This is a genomic window from Stenotrophomonas sp. 1L-E-5-B-C3, from assembly GCF_057292075.1.
Map to the genome: position 1 here is coordinate 133,759 of NZ_JBXAWS010000013.1, position 15,174 is coordinate 148,932.

Genomic DNA, 15,174 nt, shown 5'->3' on the forward strand with positions numbered 1-15,174 from the left:
ATGGTCTGGGTAACCGACACCGCATCCAACATCACCGACCTCATGACCCGGCTGCGGGACTTCCTGACCTCCAATGCCGCCTTGGTGGCTGCCAATCAGCACTGGCAGGTTGTGGGCGGCGTCGCCAGCGGCCCGATCGCGGCCAACGATTTTGTGTCACTGAAGGGGCGCGGGCTCGCCGGTGAAGATGAGATCTACCTGTCGCTGCAGGCGTGGGTAGTGCCGGCGAGCAACTACTACAACATGTGCATGCGCGGCCACACCGCATACAACCCCGCATTGCCGGGAATGACCCAGGCGGGGGCAAACTCCGAGTACGTATCTATCCTTGGCGTCAACTCGCCGATCAAATACTGGTTCATAGCCAACGGCCGTTGCTTCAAGGTCATCGCCCGCACCAACGGCCGCTACGATGCCCTGTATGGCGGCTTCATCCTGCCGGAGCACCTTCCGAGTGACTGGAGCTATCCGCTGTTCATCGGCGGGGCACACCTTGGCAGGGACGCGGTTGCGTCCTTGGATACCTACGAGCATTCCAACTTCTGGAACGCCCATGCCAGAGGCCGTGCCAACAATGCGTACAGCCAGGCCTACCTGTTCACGCCGATGCAAGCGTGGCTGCCCATTCGCAACAGCTACACCGGCTCCAAACTGGCCACTGGCCGGCTCATCGTGCCGTGGGCGTCGTACATCTCCAATACGAATGTTCGCAACTGCCTGGACGGCCAGCGCTGGCTGAAGCGTGGACAGCTGATGGGTATCGGCTGGAAGTCCGAGGGTAGTGAGCCCAGCTCGCGCGTGGACGAGATGCCGGAAGGCGGGCAGTTCTACGGCAGCTTCGACGGGGTGTTCTACACGCCATCCTTTGGCGCCACGGCCGAGCAGATCGTCACGTTGGGCGGCGTGGACCACCTGCTCATCCCCAATGTGTATCGAACTGGCGACGGCGAATACGCCGCATTTGCTCTGGAGTAAGAGATGGCCTACGCCGAGTTCACCAACGTTTCGAACGTCCAGACCCTGATCGACCTGGTCGTCCAGTTTGCACAGGCCAACGGCTGGACCGTCGAGCGCAACAGCCTCTCAGGCGCCAATCGCACCGCCACACTCCGCATTCCTGGTGTGTCCGACTACGTACATCTGTTCAACTACGATCAGCAAAGTCTGCTCTCGCGGATCTCAATTGGTTACGACGGCGGCCAGCCGCCGAGTACGCAGCCCTTGGTTTCGCCTCGCGATGTGAGCACCTACCAGCTTGTTGGGCCGTTTCCGCGCCTGAAGCTGTTTGCAAATGGCAACGCGATCCACGTTGCGATCGCTCAGGCGGTTGCCGGTGAGTACCGCCACCATGCGTTCGGTGTCCTGGATAAGGCCGGTGACTATGCCGGCGGCACCTACGTGGAGGGAACGTACTGGGCGCGGACAGGTTCCTGGAGCGGCATGATCACCTCCAGCGCGCCCAACGTGGTTCTGTTCGGACACACCACCCAGACAACCGGCGGCGGTCATGTTCGTGCGGATTCAATCGAGGAAGGTCGCGCCAACTGCTACCACCTGATTTGCGGCTACTACGGCTGGTCGCTGGGTGCCGAAGGCCAAGCGGGAAGTGGGGTCGGAACAATCGATCAGGCAAATGGGATTACCGGCAATTCGAGCTACGACAGCCTGTGGCTTGGATACGCGCTGCGTGGCACCGACGACAACACCTTCTCCGGTCGCAGTGTTCTCCACCCCATCCAGTTGACCGTGCGACGCGTTGGCTCAACCCCCTACCATTCCGCCATCGGCCAAGTCGTGGGCCTGCGCGCCTGTTACATGGAGAAGCTGGAGCCGGAGCAGGAGATCACTGTCGGCGATGAAACCTGGGTGGTGTTTCCGTGGCTACGCAAGCTGGCCATGAGCAATAACACCAACGCTCCGCCAGCAAGCGGCAACTATGGTTGGGCGGTGAAGAAGTCCTGATGACTATCCTCCTCGGAAGCCAAACGAGCACGGGGCCGAACTGGCGTAGCGCCAATCTGGCAACGCCGCGCACGCGCATTCCAGTTCAGTTTCGCGCAGCCGTTGCGAAGTCCGGCTTCGGCGTGGGTGTGCCCAGAGAGTCCACCATTGTCGAATCCGATCAGCGGTCGATCGGCCCGGCGCTGCGCACGTCGTTCGATGACTGGTACTACCGTATCCACGTTCTGCCGCTGCGCATCGACTTGGGCAACCTGGTCACCAATCAGGTGCGCTACGTGCAGGTCTGGAATGCGTACCTGCAGCCGCAGACGCTGAACTCGGTGGCGCTGGAGAACGGAGAGGGCGTCGAGCTGGTTGGGCCAGGCGCGCCGCCACTGCCCTTCGCGCCGCTGCAGCTGCGCCGCTGGCAGCTCTCCATCACCACCGATGGGCCGCCGGTCATTGCAGCCACGCTGTCCTACCAGTTCGTGGCGCTGGGCCGGCGTACCGTCACGATTACCGGCAATCGCATGTCGGCATGGATGCTGCCCCCGGACTGGGAGCGGCCGGTCACCGAAACGCTGGCCTGGGCAACGGACGTCCAGCAGTCTGTCGGTGGCAGCGAGGCGCGCTACCCGCTTCGGGGCTCGCCGAGGCGCTCTTGGGAATTCAGCGTGCTCGCCGATCGCCGTGAGCGCCAGGTGCTGGAGCACGCGCTGTTCGACTGGTCGGCTCGGACCTGGGCGCTGCCGATCTGGAATGACGTTTCGTGGCTGCGGGCGCGCCTGGTGTTGGGCGTGCAGTCGATTCCGGTACCGGCGGCCACCCAGCGCGACTACCGGATTGGCGGCTTGGCCATGCTCTGGAAGGACGTCACCACCTACGAGCTGGTGGAGGTGGCCAGCATTACCGCCGACGGCCTGCAGCTGGCCCGCCCCACGGCAAATGTCTGGGCGGCGGGTACCCGCGTGCTGCCCTGCAGGACCGCGCGCATCGCCGAAACCCCCAGCCTGGAACGGGTGACCGACCAGGTCATGCGGTCGACCGTGCGCCTGGCTGCGGTGGAGACCTGCGATTGGCCAGCGGTACCGCCGGCGGCGACCTATCGTGGTCGGCCGGTGCTGGAGCAGCGCCCTGACCTTGACCAGGCGCAGACGGCCGAGTTCGGCCGGCAGCTGGTAGTGATCGATGGCGACGTCGGGCCGGTGGCGGTCGATGACATCACCGGCAAGGCTTGGCCGCTGCAGTCGCATGCCTGGCAGACCTGGGGGCGCACGGAGCAGACCAACCTGCGCAGTCTGCTGTACTGGCTGCAGGGCCGCGTATCAGCGCTATGGGTGCCGTCCTGGGCTGATGACCTGGAGCTGGTTGAACCGGCGTTGTCGACCTCCGGTGGCATCGTGGTCGCCTGGGCAGGTGTGGCCCGCTTCGGGCGTGCCCAGGCCGGTCGCCGTTACCTGCGCATCGAACTGTTCAATGGCCAGATTCTCTACAGGCAGCTGGTCGAAGCCACCGAACTGGATCCACAGCGGGAATTCCTGCAGCTGGACGTGCCGCACGGGATCGCCCTGCAGCCGAGCGCCATTCGCTTGATCAGCTGGATGGTGCTGGCCCGTCTCAGCTCCGACACCGTAGAGCTGTCCCACGAAACCGATGGCGAGGGTGTGGCGCGCTGCCGGGTGTCCTTCGCCGGCATCGGCGCCGAGGAGAGTGAACCATGAGCCTGTTCTCCCACCACGTCGAGCTGTACGAGTTTGGGCGCGGTTCCCAGCGCTGGCGCTACACCTCCAGCGATCGGGCCGAAACCTACGATTCGCAGCAGTTCACCGCCGAGGCCATCAAGCGCGGCCGCCTTGGGCAATCGGCCCAAGAGGCCCGGTCAAATCTGGAGGTGACCGTGCCGCTGTCGCTCCCACTGGCATCGGTGCTTCGCCCCTATCCGCCGACCGAACGCATCATCGTCCGGTGGTGGCGGATCCGGAAGAGCGATGGCGCTATCCGGGGCACGTGGAATGGCGTACTGAGCGATTTCACCGAGCGGCAGAATGACCTGGTCTTGACCTGCCAGAGCAACATCGGCGCCGCCGCGACCAACGGCCTTCGCCGGTGCTGGCAGGGACAGTGCCCTTTCGCGCTGTTCGACGCCGACTGCGGGGTGAATCCGGAGCTATTCCGGGTCGACGGCATGTTGTCCGCCGCATCCACTCAGACGATCACGTCCACTGCCTTTGCAGCGAAGCCGGACGGCTGGTTCGTGGGCGGCTTCATCAAGTGGGTCCAGGGCACAGCCGTCGAGTACCGCTTCGTGGTTGGCCACGTCGGCCCGACCCTCACGCTGCTGACCGCAGCGCCGCTCGCTGCAGGCGCACTGGTGTCCGCCTACCCCGGCTGTGGCCATGCCCTGCAGATCTGCCACGAGAAGTTCAACAACGCGCTGAACTACGGCGGCCAGCACACCATCCCGCCGAAGAACCCCTTCGGACCTGATCCCATCTTCTAAAGGAGCCTCCCATGTGGGTTCAAATCGTCGTAATGATCGTAGCGCTGATCGTCAGTTACGTGATGCGCCCGAAGCCTACGGTTCCGAAGCCGGCCGCCCTGGAGGACTTCAATGTCCCCACCGCCGAGGACGGTCGCGAGTGCAGCATGGTCTTCGGTACGAACTGGATCGATGATCCCAACGTGCTGTTCTACGGCGATCTGCGCACCACACCGATCAAGGTCAAGGGTGGAAAGAAGTGATGGAGCGCCCTGTGCTGGTTACCGTCGAACACGCGCGCGCGGCCAAGCTGGGCGAGCAAAGCGGTGTACTGTGCGCCGCCGGCATCCGCACCTGGATGGCTCGTCACGGTCTGGATCTGCGTCGCTTCCTGGATGAAGGCCTGCCGGTAGAGCAGTTCGAAGCGCTGGACGACGCCTTCGCATTGCGCCTGGCGGCGATCGCACGCGAGGAGGCTGACCGTGGGTAGTGGCAAGAAACAGACCGTAGGCTATCGCTACTACATGGCTCTCTACATGGGCGAATGCCTTGGCCCGGTCGACGCGCTGCGGGAGATCCGCGTGGGCGATCGCAAGGTCTGGGACGGTAGCGCGCAAACGGCGTGGACCAAGGTTCTCGGGATGAACATCCCCAGGACGGTGCCTGCCACCGGGCCGATTACAGCATCTCGATCGATCACCATCCTGGCGCCGGAAATCTTCGGCGGCGACAAGGGCGAAGGCGGCATCGTCGGCACGCTGGAGGTGCGCATGGGCGAGCCCGCCCAGATGCCAAGCGCCTATCTGCAGTCGCTGGTGCCCGGCCCGTGGCCAGCTGCCCGTGGCCTGTTCACGACGGTTTTCAATGGCCAGGTGTCGGCCATGAACCCTTACATCAAGAATTGGACGAAGAAGGTCTCGCGCTGGCGCCAAGGCTGGAAAAAGGGGCTTTGGCAGGGCGACCTGGTGCAGATCGATGAAGGGATGAACCCGGCCCACATCATCTACCAGGTGCGCACTGAGGGCATGGGCCACCCGATCGACGTGATCAACGACGAGAGCTTCCGCAAGGCGGCACAGACGTTGAAGAACGAAGGGTTCGGCCTGTGCCTGAAGTGGTCCCGATCAGTTCCTGCAGGCGAGTTCATGGACATGGTGTGCGACCACATTGGTGGCATGCGCATCGAGGATCCGGTGACGGGGCTGACCGAGCTGGTGCTGGTGCGGCCGGACTATGACCCAGCCACCCTGGAAGAGATCGGCCCGGCGAACATCATCGAGCTGCTGGAGTGGCAGCAGCCGATGCTGGAAGGCAGCGTCAACGAGATCACGGTCGTCTACCGGGATATCGCCACCAACAAGGACGCAGCTGTCACCTACCAGAATCTGGCCAGCGTTCAGGCGCAGGGCCGTGTCGTCAGCAGTCGCAAGAACTATCCCGGCCTGTGGAACGCAGCACTCGCGGGGCGGGTTGCGGCGCGCGAAGTGGCTGCAGTGAGCAGCTTGCCCTGCAGGGTGAAGATCCGGGTGCGCCAGGATGCCGGCCCCTTCAAGCGCGGGCAGGTGCGCGCCCTGTCGTGGCCACGGCGCGGCGTGGCACGCATGCCGGTGCGCATCCTGGACGTCGACGGCGGCACACAGACCGAAACGTCCGTGGTGCTGACCGTCGCCCAGGACGTCGCCGGCATGGCTTCAGCCAGCTACATCCAGCCTTCGGACAGCGCCTGGGTGGAGCCTGATACCAAGCCCAAGCCGGTCACCGTGCAGCGCCTGCAGGAGGCCAGTTACCGCGACCTGGCCACGACTCTCGGGGCAACGGAGCTGGCTGCCGTCTCATCCGATGCTGGCTACCTCACTTCGATCGGCGTACGGCCGACCTCGGTGGCATTCGGCTACACGCTGCAGACCCGCCTGGGCAGTGCGGCGTTCGCCGAGGCGGGCGCGGCCGACTTCGCCCCCACTGGTCTGCTGATCACCGCAATGGCGGCCACCACAACGGCTATTGCGCTGTCCGCCGGCGTCAGCCTGGACATGATCGAGGTCGGCACCGAGGCACTGATTGATGACGAGCTTGTCCGGGTGGTCTCGATCGACCCAGTGGCGGCGACGCTGACCGTGGCCCGTGGCTGCGTAGATACCGTGCCGATGCCGCATGCCGTGGGTGCGCGGGTGTGGTTCACCGATGAGTACGTAGGTTTCGATGGCCGCGAGTACTTGGCCAACGAATCCCCTCAGGCCAAGCTGATCACCCGCACCAGCCAGGGCGAGCTGAACCCGGATCTGGCCACGGCGATCGCGCTGACGATGCGTCGGCGCCAGATCCGGCCCTACCCGCCGGCACGGCTGCGCATCAACGGCGATGCCTGCCCGGCCGAGGCCTGGGGCAATGGCGGCACAGTCGTGGCCACCTGGGCGCACCGCGACCGTCTCCTGCAGGCCGACCAGTTGGTGGACTCCGAGCAGGCGAGCATCGGCCCAGAGCCGGGCACGACGTACACCGCACGCTGGTACCTGCAGGACACCCTGGTGCGCACGCAGGCCGGCATCACGGCCGCGACCGACAGCTACCTGCCGCCAGTCGGCAGCGGTGGCAAGACCCTGCGGGTTGAGATCGAGGCCGTCCGCGACGGCTTCACCAGCTGGCAGCGCCTGCAGCACACCTTCCTCTACCGCGCCCAGCTGGTGACCGAAGCGGGCGACCGCATCGTCACGGAAACCGGCGACCCGATCATCTTGGAGTAACCCCAATGCCTGACGTCAAAATATCTGCCCTACCAGTAGCATCCGCCCTGTCAGAAGCCGACTACCTGGATGTGGTCCAGAATGGCGCTAATCGCAGGGCGACCGGCGGTCAGTTGGTCGAACTGGCTGGCTCCGGCCGCAACATGCTCATCAACTGTGGTGTACCCATCAATCAGGACGTGTTCGCCGGCGGTGCGCTCGCCGCTGGCGCGTACGGGTACGACATGTGGAGGGCTGGTTCGGGGGGATGCAACATTTCCATCGGTGCTGATGGCCTTTTCAGCCATGTGAGCGGGCCGCTCCAGCAAGTTGTGGAATCGCCGGAGACCGCTTGGGGGCGGCCACTGACGTTCAGCGTTGAAGACCCTAGCGGAGCCATATCGGTAAGCGTTGGCGGCGCCACTGGTTCGATCACTGCTGGCTCCGGTCGACGTGGGGTCACCCTTACTCCAGTAGGTAGCGGCGACATGATCGTGCAGTTGACCGCGACAAACGTCACCTATCGCCAGCCGAAGCTGGAGCGAGGCAAGGTGGCGACCAGTACTGAGTTCAGGCCAAAGGGGCTGGAGCTGCTCCTTTGCCAGCGCTACTACGAGAAGTCCTTCAACCAGGCGATCCGTCCGCAACCTAACGTCGCCGCCTCGTTTGCAAGCGGCATGGTGCTTGACTACGTCTTTGTCGGCACGACCTACCGTCGGTTTATCCAGTGCAAGGTTCCCAAGAGGAGTGGCGGCGGCGTTGTCGTGTTCAACCCACAGGCAGCCAACAATCAGGTGCGGGTGCGTGACCTTGGCGACTGCATCTCCACTGTCACCTACGCGAGCGAAGGCGGCTTCGTGATCGAGTGTGGACTGCCTCCTGGAGTGAATGCGCCCGCCGAGCTGTGGTTCCACTGGGTCTACAACGCCCGCATCTGACCCGGCCAATCCGACGGAAGCTAGAACAGGGCGCCAGGCGGGCAGCTCCAACTGCCTGCCTGGCGCCGCAACACACGCGTACAGCCCGCGTGCCATTGGCCGAGGCCCTGCTCCCCGCGCGGGGGAGACAAGCCTGGCCTAGAACCATCGCAGAGGCTGAGAATGAAGACGACCACGCTGTTCCCCTGGCCGGGCGGGAAGACCCGCCTGCTGCCCCACCTGCTGCCCCTGGTGGCCGATACCCCTCATCGCACCTACGTCGAGGCGTTCGCCGGCGGCGCTGCTCTTCTGTTCGCGAGAGAGCCAGCCAAGGCCGAGGTACTGAATGACTGCCACGGCGAGCTGGTGCGCCTCTACCGGGTGGTGGCCAACCACCTTGAGGAGTTCGTCCGACAGTTCAAGTGGGCCCTGACGAGCCGAGAAATGTTCCGCTGGTGCCAGCTTCAGCATCCGGACACCCTTACCGATATCCAGCGAGCTGCACGCTTCTACTACCTGCAGCGACTGGCTTGGGGCGGCAAGGCGACTGGCCAGACCCCAGGGTTCGGCCGGGGCGGCAAGGGCCTCAATCTGCTGCGCATCGAAGAGGATCTGAGCGTTGCGCACCTCCGGCTCCACAAGGTCACCGTCGAACACCTCGCCTGGCAGCAGTGCATGGCCAAGTACGATGCCGCCGATACCCTGTTCTTCTTGGATCCGCCGTACTGGGAGACCGAAGGGTATGGCGCTCCCTTTGGGATGGAGCAGTACCAGGAGCTGGCGCGTCAGATGGCTGGGCTGCGTGGCTCTGCCATCCTGACGATCAACGACCACCCGGCCATGCGGGAAGTGTTTGGCCAGTTCAGGGACCGGGTGGTGCCAATCCGGTACACGATCGGCCGGCAGGCGGTGCAGCGGCGCGAGCTGATCTACACGACCTGGTAGTCCCGCCGAGGCACGGGGCGGGTTCCGCCCCGTGCAATTTCATTTCGGTGGGCGCAACATGGGCGCCCCACCGTTTATCTCACGTCTGGCGGGCGATTTATCGCGCGCCGTTACACCAACAAGGACTCGTAGAGGATGTCAGAACGCAGTAGGGTTCCATCAAGATCCACGCAAAGCGGTCGATTGGAAGCCGTCACAGAGGAAAGCCCCGGTTCGTAGCCGCATTGTTTTGTCGCATTTTCATGCCTTTCATGGTTACCGGTGACGAGGCGAATGATAGATGATGGCAACCTCGGTAATCGCTATCGATATTCAGGCGCGAGGCTCGCGGTACGCCGGCTGCCGCTCATGTGCTTTATGGGGGGGCGTTCAGCCCAGTCGTCCAGCCCAGTCGTCGGGCTCATCCGTCCGAACGATAGGCAATTATCCGTGATCCTGCGCCAGGAGGAGCGGGAGGGGCCGCCGGTCGGCTGTGCAGGAACGGAGTATCTGATCCAGACAGGTGCCCCGGCAACCCGGTTACGCGCCGGGCTGCCATTGGGTGGGTCTGGTCCCCCGGTAGTTGATAGCGTACTTGCCGGGAGTGAGGTTTACAGCGCCTTTTCCAGCTCCGGCAGGATCGCAAACAGATCCCCCGCCAGGCCGATGTCGGCGATCTCGAAGATCGGCGCGTCGCCGTCCTTGTTGATCGCCACGATCGTGCCGGCATCCTTGATGCCGGTCAGGTGCTGGATCGCACCACTGATGCCGACCGCCACATACAGTTCCGGCGCGATGATCTTGCCGGTCTGGCCAACCTGCAGGTCGCTGGGCACATAGCCGGCATCAACTGCGGCACGCGAAGCACCGACGGCGGCACCGAGCTTGTCGGCCAGCTGGAAGATGACCTTGAAGTTCTCTTCCGAACCGACACCACGACCACCGGAGACCACACGCTTGGCGCTCTGCAGGTCCGGGCGGTCGCTGGCACCGGCGGCCAGGCCGACGAAGCGGGTGTGGCCCGGCAGCGCGGCATCGACATTGGCGGCTTCAATCGCGGCGCTGCCGCCTTGGGCGGCTTCCGGCCACGAGGCTGCACGCACGGTGGCGACCACGATCTGATCGGCCGGGGCTTCCACGGTGATGATCGCGTTGCCGGCGTAGATCGGACGCTTGAAGGTGTGGCTACCTTCAACGCTCATCAGGTCGGAGACCTGGTTGACGCCGAGCAAGGCGGCCACACACGGCATCAGGTCCTTGCCGAAGGTGGTCGACGGGCCGAACACGTGGGTGTAACCCTTGGCCAGCTGCGCGATCTGCGGCGCCAGCACCTGGGCGATGGCCTGCGCATTGGCAGCGTTGGCCACGGTCAGGACCTTGGCGACGCCAGCGATCTTCGCGGCCTCGGCGGCAACGGCGGCCGGGTCGGCGGCCAGCACCAGCACGTCGATGCTGGCACCGCTGATGGCGGCAGCAGCGCTGACGGTCTTGGCGGTAGCGGCGTTGAGCTTACCGTCGTGGTGCTCGGCGATGACGAGAATCCTGCTCATTACAGCAACCCCTTCTGCTTGAGTGCGGCAACCAGTTCGGCTGCGTCCTTGACCATCACACCCTTGCTGCGCTTGGACGGCGCTGCGTACTGGGTGGTCTTGAAGGTGTCGGCGGCTTCAACGCCGAGGTCGGCCAGCTGCAGGGTCTCCAGCGGCTTGGCCTTGGCCTTCATGATGTCCGGCAGCTTGATGAAGCGCGGCTCGTTCAGGCGCAGGTCGGTGGTGACCACGGCCGGCAGATCGACTTCCAGTGTTTCCAGGCCAGCATCGACTTCACGGGTGACCGTGGCCTTGCCGTCGGCGATCTCGAGCTTGCTGGCGAAGGTCGCCTGCGGGCGGCCCCACAGCGTGGCCAGCATCTGGCCGGTCTGGTTGGCGTCGTCGTCGATGGCCTGCTTGCCGAGGATCACCAGGTCCGGCTGTTCCTTCTCGATCAGCTTGAGCAGGGTGCGCGAGGCGGTCAGCGGCTGGATGGCCTGGTCGGTGACGACGTGGATGGCACGGTTGGCGCCCATGGCCAGGCCGTTGCGCAGGTGCGCCTGGGCGTCGGCCGGCGCGATGGTGGCAACCACGACTTCGCTGGCGATGCCCTTGTCGCGCAGGCGCAGGGCTTCTTCCAAGGCGATTTCATCGAAGGGGTTGGGGGACAGCTTGACGCCGTCGGTGACCACGCCGGAACCGTCCGGCTTGACCTGAATGCGGACGTTGTAGTCCACCACGCGCTTGTACGCGACGAGGATTTTCATCTGCTGCTCGATCCTTGTAGTGCCGGCCGCTGGCCGGCTCACAGTTGCGGAGAACGCCCGGTCCTGCAACAGCAACCGGTTCGGGGGTGGGACCCCGATTCTAGCTGGCTTGGGGTGACCATGCGAATGCGTATGGTTTTGCTGCAGCGCGGCAAAGCCCATCGCGCCGGGTCCCTTGTTCATGCTCGGCAGACAGTTGGCAGGGGCCCTCCATGTATTCTGTATGGCTGAATCGGACGGTTCTCATATCGCCGAACTTCGATAGATCGATCAGGAGAACAGGTAGTGCCCACATGGCTTGTCACCGGCGGCGCCGGATTCATTGGCGGTAACTTCGTTCTTGAAGCCGTCGCGCGCGGCGTCAAGGTCATCAACCTTGATGTGCTGACCTACGCCGGCAACCTGAAGACCCTGTCCAGCCTTGATGGCAACCCGAACCACGTATTCGTGCAGGGCGATATCGGCGACAGCGCCCTGGTCACGCGCCTGCTGGCCGAACACCAGCCCGACGCCGTGCTGAACTTTGCCGCCGAGAGCCACGTCGACCGCTCCATCGACGGTCCGGGCGCCTTCATCCAGACCAACGTGGTGGGCACCCTGGGCCTGCTGGAAGCCGTGCGTGACTACTGGAAGGCGCTGCCGGCCGAGCAGGGTGCGGACTTCCGCTTCCTGCACGTGTCCACCGACGAGGTGTACGGCACCTTGGGCGAGACCGGCAAGTTCAGCGAAACCACGCCGTATGCCCCGAATTCGCCGTACTCGGCGTCGAAGGCGGCTTCGGACCATTTGGTCCGCGCCTTCCACCATACGTACGGGCTGCCGGTGCTGACCACCAACTGCTCCAACAATTACGGCCCGTACCACTTCCCCGAGAAGCTGATTCCGCTGGTGATCGCCAAGGCGCTGGCTGGCGAGCCGCTGCCTGTTTACGGCGATGGCAAGCAGGTGCGCGACTGGCTGTTCGTGTCCGACCACTGCGAAGCGATCCGCACCGTGCTGGCCAAGGGCCAGGTCGGCGAGACCTACAACGTCGGCGGCAACTCGGAAAAGCAGAACATCGAAGTGGTGCAGGCGATCTGCGCGCTGCTCGATGCGCGCCGCCCGCGTGAGGATGGCCAGCCGCGCAGCAGCCAGATCACCTACGTGGCCGACCGCCCCGGCCACGACCGCCGCTACGCGATCGATGCGTCGAAGCTGAAGAACGACCTGGGCTGGGAACCGGCCTACACCTTCGGGCAGGGCATCACCTTCACCGTCGACTGGTACCTGGACAACCAGGAATGGGTCAACGGCGTGCTCGACGGCAGCTACCGTCTGCAGCGCATCGGCACCGCGGGCTGAACCCAGGAGGCCTCATGACCCAGCGCAAGGGCATCATTCTCGCCGGCGGCTCCGGCACCCGGCTGTATCCGATCACCAAGGGCGTCAGCAAGCAGCTGCTGCCGGTATACGACAAGCCGATGATCTACTACCCGCTCAGCGTCCTGATGCTGGCGGGCATCCGTGAAGTGCTGATCATCAACACCCCGCACGAGCAGGCCCTGTTCCAGCAGCTGCTGGGTGACGGTTCACAGTGGGGCATGGACATTCAGTACGCGGTGCAGCCAAGCCCCGATGGCCTGGCCCAGGCCTACCTGATCGGCCGTGATTTCGTGGCCGGCAAGCCGAGCTGCCTGGTGCTGGGTGACAACATCTTTCACGGCCATGGCCTGCGTGAAATGCTGAGGCGCGCGGACGCGCGCGATCAGGGCGCCACAGTGTTTGGCTACTGGGTCAACGATCCTGAGCGCTACGGCGTGGCCGAGTTCGACAAGAGCGGCAAGGTGATCGATCTGGTCGAAAAGCCGGAAAACCCGCGTTCGAACTACGCGGTCACTGGCCTGTACTTCTACGACGGCAACGCCAGCAATTACGCCGTCGACCTGAAGCCCTCGCCGCGTGGCGAATTGGAGATCACCGACCTCAACAAGCGCTATCTGCAGGAAGGCAATCTGCACCTGGAAGCGCTCGGTCGTGGCTATGCCTGGCTTGATACCGGCACCCATCAGTCGCTGTTGGAAGCCTCCAACTTCATCGAGACCATCCAGACCCGTCAGGGCCTGCAGGTCTGCTGTCCGGAAGAAATCGCGTTCGGCCAGGGCTGGATCACCGCCGAGCAGCTGGAAGCACTGGCTGCACCGCTGATCAAGAATGGCTACGGCCGGTACCTGCACAAGCTCGCGCTGCGTGGAGTCGTTCCGTGAAAGTGATTGAAACCAGGTTGCCCGGCTGCGTAGTGATCGAGCCGGCCGTGTTTGGTGATGCCCGTGGTTACTTCTTCGAAACCTGGAATGCCGAGCGCTTCGCCGCGCTGGGCCTCCCGCATCGCTTCGCACAGAGCAATGTTTCCACCTCGGCGCAGGGAGTGCTGCGCGGCCTGCATTATCAGTGGCCGCGCCCGCAGGGCAAGTTGGTGAGCGTGCTGGAAGGGGAGGTCTATGATGTCGCTGTAGATATCCGCCGTGGCTCGCCGACCTTCGGCCAGTGGGAAGCGGTAGTGCTGAGCGCCGAGAACAAGAAGCAGTTCTGGATTCCGGATGGCTTCGCGCACGGCTTTGCGGTGCTGTCCGAACGCGCGGTGTTCAGTTACCTGTGCACCGAGGTGTACCTCAAGGACTTCGATGCCGGCGTGCGCTGGAACGATGCGGACATCGCCGTGGACTGGCCGATCAGTGCACCGACGCTGTCGGCCAAGGATGAGAGTGCTCCCTTCCTGAAGGACATCGCTGAAGACCGCCTGCCGGTCTACGTGCCATGACCGTTCTGGTACTCGGCGGCAACGGCCAGGTCGGCCAGGAACTGCTGCGCGCGCTGGTGCCGCTGGGCAAGGTGGTCACGACCACCCGCAGCGGCATCCTGCCCGATGGCAGCGTCTGCGAAACCGCCGATTTCGACCAGCCGGACAGCCTGCCGGCCTTGCTCGACCGGCTTCAGCCATCGGTCGTAGTCAATGCGGCGGCTTACACCGCCGTCGACCGTGCCGAACGGGAAGTCGACGCGGCCTTTGCGGTCAACGCAGAGGCACCGGGCGTGATCGCGCGTTGGTGTGCGGCGCATGATGTGCCGTTCGTGCATTACTCCACCGACTATGTGTTCGATGGCCAGGGCACGGCACCGTACCGTGAGGACGAGCCGACCGCACCGCTGGGTGTCTATGGCATCAGCAAGCGTGATGGCGAGGACGCCGTACGGGCTGCGGGAGGACGCCATCTGATCTTCCGCACGGCATGGGTGTATGCCTCGCATGGCGCGAACTTCCTGCGCACCATGCTGCGTGTGGGCGCCGAGCGCGATGCGTTGCGGGTGGTGGCCGACCAGATCGGTACGCCCACTCCCGCCGCGCTGATCGCCGATGTCACCGCGCAGGCGCTGCAGCATCCGGGCCAGCTGTCTGGTACCTGGCACCTGACAGCCAGCGGCCAGACCAGTTGGTATGGGTTCGCCGAGGCGATCTTCGCCGAGGCGTTGGCCACCGGCGTGTTGGCCAAAGTGCCGGCGGTCGAGGCGATTCCCAGTTCCGAGTATCCGACCCCGGCCAAGCGTCCGGCCTGGTCGGTGTTGGACAACCGCAAGCTGCAGCAGGACTTGGGCACTGCTCTCCCGGATTGGCATGAGGGACTTGCCATTGTGATGAATGAAATCAAACGCTTGCGGGATGAGTCCGCTGGGGGCAGGGCCTCCTGGACGAACTAGACTGGTTTCCCCGCCGGCAGTGCAGACACCTTTCCGGACACTTTCATTAAGCGGACAGGAGGGCGACGCCGGACGCGCAGGCTAGAATGCGCCGATCGTCTTCAAGGAAACGCCTGACATGTGTGGAATCGTAGGTGCGATCGCTGATCGCGACGTAGTGCCGGT

The 15,174-nt window shown here is 64.4% G+C and carries 15 protein-coding genes; 13 read left to right on the plus strand and 2 right to left on the minus strand.

Annotated elements, in window-relative coordinates; genetic code table 11:
• The 9 genes from AC0Z6F_RS16405 (at window position 1) to AC0Z6F_RS16445 (ending at window position 9,002) form a co-directional block, all read left to right on the plus strand.
• Window positions 1–975 (plus strand): hypothetical protein, encoded by a 975-nt coding sequence (locus AC0Z6F_RS16405; protein WP_485617666.1) that lies wholly within the window; start codon window positions 1–3, stop codon window positions 973–975.
• A gap of 3 nt (window positions 976–978) precedes the next feature.
• Window positions 979–1,962, plus strand: a complete 984-nt coding sequence (locus AC0Z6F_RS16410) for a hypothetical protein (protein ID WP_485617664.1) — start codon at window positions 979–981, stop codon at window positions 1,960–1,962.
• A gap of 122 nt (window positions 1,963–2,084) precedes the next feature.
• Complete coding sequence (locus AC0Z6F_RS16415; RefSeq protein WP_485617662.1) at window positions 2,085–3,662, plus strand: hypothetical protein; 1,578 nt, start codon at window positions 2,085–2,087, stop codon at window positions 3,660–3,662.
• On the plus strand, window positions 3,659–4,441 hold the full coding sequence (locus AC0Z6F_RS16420) for a phage BR0599 family protein (RefSeq protein WP_485617660.1): 783 nt from the start codon (window positions 3,659–3,661) through the stop codon (window positions 4,439–4,441). Before AC0Z6F_RS16415 ends, AC0Z6F_RS16420 begins: the two co-directional genes overlap by 4 nt.
• Before the next feature lie 11 nt (window positions 4,442–4,452).
• On the plus strand, window positions 4,453–4,683 hold the full coding sequence (locus tag AC0Z6F_RS16425; protein WP_040006695.1) for a hypothetical protein: 231 nt from the start codon (window positions 4,453–4,455) through the stop codon (window positions 4,681–4,683).
• Window positions 4,683–4,910, plus strand: coding sequence for a hypothetical protein (locus tag AC0Z6F_RS16430; protein ID WP_485617658.1), 228 nt, complete (start codon window positions 4,683–4,685; stop codon window positions 4,908–4,910). Before AC0Z6F_RS16425 ends, AC0Z6F_RS16430 begins: the two co-directional genes overlap by 1 nt.
• Entirely contained in the window at window positions 4,903–7,161 is a 2,259-nt protein-coding gene (locus AC0Z6F_RS16435; protein ID WP_485617656.1) for a hypothetical protein, read from the plus strand. Before AC0Z6F_RS16430 ends, AC0Z6F_RS16435 begins: the two co-directional genes overlap by 8 nt.
• 5 nt (window positions 7,162–7,166) lie before the next feature.
• Complete coding sequence (locus tag AC0Z6F_RS16440) at window positions 7,167–8,078, plus strand: hypothetical protein (RefSeq protein WP_485617654.1); 912 nt, start codon at window positions 7,167–7,169, stop codon at window positions 8,076–8,078.
• A gap of 162 nt (window positions 8,079–8,240) precedes the next feature.
• Window positions 8,241–9,002 (plus strand): DNA adenine methylase, encoded by a 762-nt coding sequence (locus tag AC0Z6F_RS16445; RefSeq protein ID WP_485617652.1) that lies wholly within the window; start codon window positions 8,241–8,243, stop codon window positions 9,000–9,002.
• 590 nt (window positions 9,003–9,592) lie between these two features.
• Here the strand turns inward: AC0Z6F_RS16445 and AC0Z6F_RS16450 are convergent.
• Both AC0Z6F_RS16450 and AC0Z6F_RS16455 read right to left on the minus strand, forming a co-directional pair.
• Window positions 9,593–10,531 (minus strand): electron transfer flavoprotein subunit alpha/FixB family protein, encoded by a 939-nt coding sequence (locus AC0Z6F_RS16450; RefSeq protein WP_448122542.1) that lies wholly within the window; start codon window positions 10,529–10,531, stop codon window positions 9,593–9,595.
• Entirely contained in the window at window positions 10,531–11,277 is a 747-nt protein-coding gene (locus tag AC0Z6F_RS16455; protein ID WP_012509979.1) for an electron transfer flavoprotein subunit beta/FixA family protein, read from the minus strand. Before AC0Z6F_RS16455 ends, AC0Z6F_RS16450 begins: the two co-directional genes overlap by 1 nt.
• A 285-nt stretch (window positions 11,278–11,562) precedes the next feature.
• Here AC0Z6F_RS16455 and rfbB point away from each other — a divergent pair, with 285 nt between their 5' ends.
• Genes rfbB through rfbD form a run of 4 tightly spaced genes read left to right on the plus strand, consistent with a single transcriptional unit; the run spans window position 11,563 to window position 15,009 of the window.
• Window positions 11,563–12,618, plus strand: a complete 1,056-nt coding sequence (rfbB, locus tag AC0Z6F_RS16460; protein ID WP_448122543.1) for a dTDP-glucose 4,6-dehydratase — start codon at window positions 11,563–11,565, stop codon at window positions 12,616–12,618.
• 14 nt (window positions 12,619–12,632) lie between these two features.
• Window positions 12,633–13,520 carry a glucose-1-phosphate thymidylyltransferase RfbA gene (gene rfbA / locus AC0Z6F_RS16465; RefSeq protein ID WP_485617649.1) on the plus strand — a complete coding sequence of 296 codons (888 nt, stop codon included), beginning with the start codon at window positions 12,633–12,635 and terminating at the stop codon, window positions 13,518–13,520.
• Window positions 13,517–14,074, plus strand: a complete 558-nt coding sequence (rfbC, locus tag AC0Z6F_RS16470; RefSeq protein WP_012509982.1) for a dTDP-4-dehydrorhamnose 3,5-epimerase — start codon at window positions 13,517–13,519, stop codon at window positions 14,072–14,074. The genes rfbA and rfbC overlap by 4 nt, the downstream gene beginning before the upstream one ends.
• Entirely contained in the window at window positions 14,071–15,009 is a 939-nt protein-coding gene (gene rfbD / locus AC0Z6F_RS16475) for a dTDP-4-dehydrorhamnose reductase (RefSeq protein WP_012509983.1), read from the plus strand. Before rfbC ends, rfbD begins: the two co-directional genes overlap by 4 nt.
• Window positions 15,010–15,174: the final 165 nt, after the last annotated feature.

What these genes read in the sequence shown, in the direction of transcription:
- AC0Z6F_RS16410 (WP_485617664.1), top strand. Translation starts at nt 979, where the DNA reads ATGGCCTACGCCGAGTTCACCAACGTTTCGAACGTCCAGACCCTGATC.
- AC0Z6F_RS16405 (WP_485617666.1), top strand. Translation starts at nt 1, where the DNA reads ATGGTCTGGGTAACCGACACCGCATCCAACATCACCGACCTCATGACC.
- AC0Z6F_RS16440 (WP_485617654.1), top strand. Translation starts at nt 7,167, where the DNA reads ATGCCTGACGTCAAAATATCTGCCCTACCAGTAGCATCCGCCCTGTCA.
- AC0Z6F_RS16425 (WP_040006695.1), top strand. Translation starts at nt 4,453, where the DNA reads ATGTGGGTTCAAATCGTCGTAATGATCGTAGCGCTGATCGTCAGTTAC.
- rfbA (WP_485617649.1), top strand. Translation starts at nt 12,633, where the DNA reads ATGACCCAGCGCAAGGGCATCATTCTCGCCGGCGGCTCCGGCACCCGG.
- AC0Z6F_RS16445 (WP_485617652.1), top strand. Translation starts at nt 8,241, where the DNA reads ATGAAGACGACCACGCTGTTCCCCTGGCCGGGCGGGAAGACCCGCCTG.
- AC0Z6F_RS16455 (WP_012509979.1), bottom strand. Translation starts at nt 11,277, where the DNA reads ATGAAAATCCTCGTCGCGTACAAGCGCGTGGTGGACTACAACGTCCGC.
- AC0Z6F_RS16430 (WP_485617658.1), top strand. Translation starts at nt 4,683, where the DNA reads ATGGAGCGCCCTGTGCTGGTTACCGTCGAACACGCGCGCGCGGCCAAG.
- AC0Z6F_RS16420 (WP_485617660.1), top strand. Translation starts at nt 3,659, where the DNA reads ATGAGCCTGTTCTCCCACCACGTCGAGCTGTACGAGTTTGGGCGCGGT.
- rfbD (WP_012509983.1), top strand. Translation starts at nt 14,071, where the DNA reads ATGACCGTTCTGGTACTCGGCGGCAACGGCCAGGTCGGCCAGGAACTG.
- AC0Z6F_RS16450 (WP_448122542.1), bottom strand. Translation starts at nt 10,531, where the DNA reads ATGAGCAGGATTCTCGTCATCGCCGAGCACCACGACGGTAAGCTCAAC.